Here is a 3,186-nt window from a genome sequence, read left to right on the forward strand (position 1 = left end):
TATATCATGGAGTAAGAAAGATGGATCTGCCTTTGTTTTTTGCAGAGCAGGAATACCGGTTTAATCATAGAAATATAAGAAACGAAGTAATGCTAAAAGTACAAGAATATATATCTTTATCTCACACTATAACCAGAGAACAAATATCTTTTGCTTTAGATACAGCTTTTCCTATGTTTTCTAATTAGTGAATCAGATGGTCAATTATATAATTAAAAGTTGCGGTAAAAATCCCCTAAGTTTTAAATCAAAAGTTGATATTTGGATTTGGATATGGTATTTTTAGTTAAAAGTTACGGTAAAAGTTCCATAAGTTTTAATTGAAAGGATGATTTTGATGTCTAACGTTATTAAAAGAGATTATTACCTTAAACAAATTATTGATAAAAAAGAAAATGGTTTGATTAAAGTTATTACTGGCATAAGAAGATGCGGTAAGAGTTATTTGTTATTTAATTTATTTTATGATTACCTAATAAATAATGGAATTAGTAAAGATAATATAATCACCATTGCTTTAGATGATGATCTTTATATTAAATATCGGAATCCAGATGAATTATCAAAATATATCCGTGAAAAAATAGTTAATGATGATATGTATTATATTTTGATTGATGAAGTTCAATATGCTATTAGCAAAGAAGAATTAAGAAATTCAGAAGATATTAAACTATATAATGTGCTTAACGGGTTAATGCGACTTCGTAATGTTGATATTTATGTAACAGGATCTAATTCTAAGATGCTTACTAAAGATGTATTAACGGTATTTAGGGGAAGAAGTGATGAAATTAAGATGTATCCAATAACCTTTAAAGAATACTATAATTTTGCCGGTGGTGATAAGACTGAAGCTTATGAGGAATATGCTTTATATGGTGGAATGCCACTTGTCTTAAATAAGAAAAATGATGTTGAAAAAGTAACCTATTTAAAAAATCTTTTTAGTGAAGTTTATTTTAAAGACATTATCGAAAGATATAGCATTGAATTACCAGATGTGTTGAATGAATTAACAGATGATTTGTGTTCTTCAATTGGTTCATTGACAAACGCTAATAAGATTGCGAAAACTCTAAATTCAATCAAAAAAATCAAAGTATCTAGTAACACAATAACAAGTTACTTAGACTATTTAATGGAATCATTTCTTTTTAATAATGCGAAAAGATATGATGTCAAAGGTAAAAAGTATTTTGAATATCCATCAAAATATTACTGCACTGATATTGGACTTAGAAATGCAAGACTTAACTTCAGACAACAAGAAGAAACACATATTATGGAAAACATCATTTATAATGAACTTATCAGTCGTGGATATTTAGTTGATGTTGGAGTTGTGGAGATAGTTGAAAAAATAGATGAAACCCGAGTTAAAAAACAATGTGAAATAGATTTTGTTGTAAATAAAGGTACAAAAAAATACTATATCCAATCAGCATTAAGTGTTTCAGAACCTGATAAACTAAAAACAGAAATCAGACCATTATTAAAGACTAAAGACTTTTTCAAGAAAATATTGATAAGTAAAACTTCAATGAAGCCTTTTGTTGATGAAAATGGGATTCTTCATTTAGGGTTATATGAATTTTTATTAAATGAAGATTCACTAGAATTGTGATATCAACAAACTTTACTGTTGATATATTTCGAATTATTAAATCATATAATAAAAGAAGTATTTAAAGAACTATTTAATCAATCTATCTATCAAAGGCTAATTGATAGATAGATTTTTTATCTTATTTTTTATTAATGATTTCGACAGCTTTTTTCGACTGCCATCTTTGCCAGATGTCATTTTGTCAGAAACAAAATTCGGCCCTTTGGCAACACTGAGCCTTCAAGTGTAGCAGGGAGATATCCCATTTATAAAGCGGCTTTCGCGGCATATGCTCAATCTGCAGATATATTAAAAAAATTGCATAAGTTTTTGAAACTTACACAATTTTGTTGACAAACCCCTTTTATTCAAGATTCATCAGATAACTGCTATCTGTAAGAAAATCACTATCAGCTGTACCATTTACTACAACAGCTGTATGAAGACTGTCCAGTACCACATCCGGTACAGCTATAACATACGTATTTTCAAAAGAATCACCAGGCGCAAAATCTTTCTGATATAAGGCATGCTGTGCAGAATCTCCAGGCTGATAAGAATGATAAATGACTCCACTGCTGGTATACCCAAGATTTCCTTCATCGCTGTATCCCTCTACACTCATGATATACCCATACTGATAGAACATAGGAATTACAGAATCACCCGTATTCTGTATAAAAGTGTCTATACAGACAAATGTCCATTCTTTCTTAAGATTTCCATCTTCATCAATAAACAATGGATCTTCTGTCAATTTTCCAAGTGCATTGGGATCTTCATGAAGTTCTTCTCTGTTTTTAGTATACGAGACATTTTCAATCGTATACGATACTTCTCCCTCTGCTCCACTTGGAGTGACGGTAATGGTTCTGTGCAGATCCAGATCTTTATCCCTTGCATACAATGTTTCAAGATTCATTATCCAGTCTTCCGTACTTTTTCTTTCCTGTAAAGACTGAGAGAAATCTTCCAGTACAGCACTGTCAAATGTATCAATATTCACATCCTGAGCATTTTCTGCATTTTTATCTCGTTTCATCTGTTTCAAAGCATTTGTCACTTTGTCAATATTACTTACAGCCACCACTCCTGCAAGTAAAGCAACAATTGCTCCGGTTATCATTGTATTCTTATGCATATCAGTATTTCACCCTGCCTTCCACGATATTATAAATTTCATCAGATAAGGAACTTAAAGACTCCCCATCATGACAGGCAAGTACTATCAAAGCTCCTCTTTCCTTATGTTTGAATATGATCTTCTTTACCTTCTCTACACTTTCTTCATCCAAGGCATTAAATGGTTCATCTAATAAGATGATATCTGGATTTTCCATGAAGCAGCACGCTAACCCTAACTTCTGTTTCATACCTAATGAGTATTTTCTATAGGTTCTTGTATCATGAGGATCAAGCCCTACTTCCATCAGTGCATTTTCTATATCTTCTTTTGTCGCTACTTCTTTTAAAGAAGCGATCATCTCAAGATTCTTATACCCTGTAAAATTATCCAGAAAAGCAGGAGATTCTATCAAGGCACTGATAGAACGAGGAAAAGAGATATCTTTTCCAAG

Annotated in this window: 4 protein-coding genes; 2 read left to right on the forward strand and 2 right to left on the reverse strand. The window is 31.2% G+C overall.

What is annotated here, in order from left to right:
- Both Q0G30_RS13955 and Q0G30_RS13960 read left to right on the forward strand, forming a co-directional pair.
- The coding region (locus Q0G30_RS13955; protein WP_294391290.1) for a hypothetical protein at nt 1-188 on the forward strand (188 nt) is incomplete at its 5' end.
- 149 nt (nt 189-337) lie between these two features.
- Nucleotides 338-1,627: an ATP-binding protein gene (locus Q0G30_RS13960; RefSeq protein WP_294391300.1), complete on the forward strand. Its 1,290-nt coding sequence runs from the start codon at nt 338-340 to the stop codon at nt 1,625-1,627.
- 346 nt (nt 1,628-1,973) lie between these two features.
- Here the strand turns inward: Q0G30_RS13960 and Q0G30_RS13965 are convergent, their stop codons facing one another.
- On the reverse strand, nt 1,974-2,750 hold the full coding sequence (locus Q0G30_RS13965; protein WP_294391295.1) for a hypothetical protein: 777 nt from the start codon (nt 2,748-2,750) through the stop codon (nt 1,974-1,976).
- Nucleotide 2,751: 1 nt separating this feature from the next.
- On the reverse strand, nt 2,752-3,186 hold a 435-nt coding region (locus Q0G30_RS13970), incomplete at its 5' end, for an ATP-binding cassette domain-containing protein (RefSeq protein WP_294391298.1).

This window comes from uncultured Clostridium sp. (assembly GCF_934754925.1).
Classification (GTDB): Bacteria; Bacillota; Clostridia; order Clostridiales; family Clostridiaceae; genus Clostridium.

Coding starts and splice junctions, on each gene's coding strand:
- Q0G30_RS13960 (WP_294391300.1), top strand. CDS start 338: ATGTCTAACGTTATTAAAAGAGATTATTACCTTAAACAAATTATTGAT.
- Q0G30_RS13965 (WP_294391295.1), bottom strand. CDS start 2,750: ATGCATAAGAATACAATGATAACCGGAGCAATTGTTGCTTTACTTGCA.